Source organism: Streptomyces sp. ATLC9 (assembly GCF_057196705.1).
In genome coordinates, this window is the sequence record NZ_JBXUOY010000524.1 from 1 (window position 1) to 1,071 (window position 1,071).

Annotated in this window: 1 pseudogene; it reads left to right on the forward strand. The window is 80.7% G+C overall.

Features of this window, described 5'->3' with window-relative positions:
- Positions 1-1,071: pseudogene (locus AC2CJA_RS26830) on the forward strand (cell division protein FtsK); the annotation flags it as partial.

A 1,071-nucleotide genomic window follows, 5' to 3' on the forward strand; every position in this document is an offset into this window, starting at 1 on the left:
GGCCTGGGCTCCTGGGCGCGGCGGCTCACCGGAGGACGGACGGAGGACGGCGCGGACGCCCGCGGGGCGGTCCGGTCCGGGTCCGTCCCGTCCGCCGTGCCCCCCGCCACCCCGCCCGCGGCGGGTGAGGACCGCTGGCCGGACCCGTCGGAGATCCTGCTCACCGCGCTGGGCCCCGGCCCCCGGCTGTGGGAGCGCGGCTTCGGCCACCCCGACGCGCTGACCTTCCGGCTCGGCTCCGCCCGCGGCGCGGCCGGAGCCGTCGAGCCGGTGACGGTGGATCTGCGGCGTACGGGTTCGCTGGGGCTGGCCGGCCCCCGGGCCCGGCTGATGCCGCTGGTGCGCTCGGTCCTCGCCCAGCTCACCGCACTGCACGGGCCCGGTGCCCTGGAGGTCGTGCTGATCGCCCCGGGCCGTGCGCCCCTCGGTCGCGCGCACGGCCCGGCGGAGGGCGGTGACTGGTCCTGGCTGGGCTGGCTGCCGCACCTGCGCCCGACCCGCGGCCAGGACTGCCGCCTGCTGCTGGCGTACGACCGTGAGCAGGCCGCCGCCCGCACCGGGGAGCTGCTGCGGCGGCTGGACGGACCGGAGCCGGGCGCGCGCCGCGGCCCGCTGACGGTCGCCGTGGTCGACGGCGATCCCGGTCCCGCCGAGCTGCGTGACGCCGTGGCACGGCTGGCGGCGCACGGACCGGCCGCGGGCGTCCATCTGCTGTGCCTGGCCGAGACGGCGGCCGCCACCCCGACCTCCCCGCTCGCCGCGACTCTGGAGGCCGCGGCCGCCGCCTCCCCCGCCTTCCGCTCCTGCGGGGCCGTCGGCCTGCTCAGCGGCGCCGTCGCCACGGCGGTACGGGTGGTGGCGCGCGGCACGGATCCGGCGAACGCCCCGGTCGCGACCGTGGACGGGGTGTCGTCGGCCTGGGCCGAGCGCTTCGCACGGGCGCTGGCGCCGCTGCGCGAGGCGGACACGGCCAGGGGTCCGTCCCCGGGCCGCCCCGTGCCGCTGCCGCCGAGTTCCCGGCTGCTGGAGGAGCTGGGCCTGGCCCGGGCCACTCCCGCCGCGCTGCTGGCC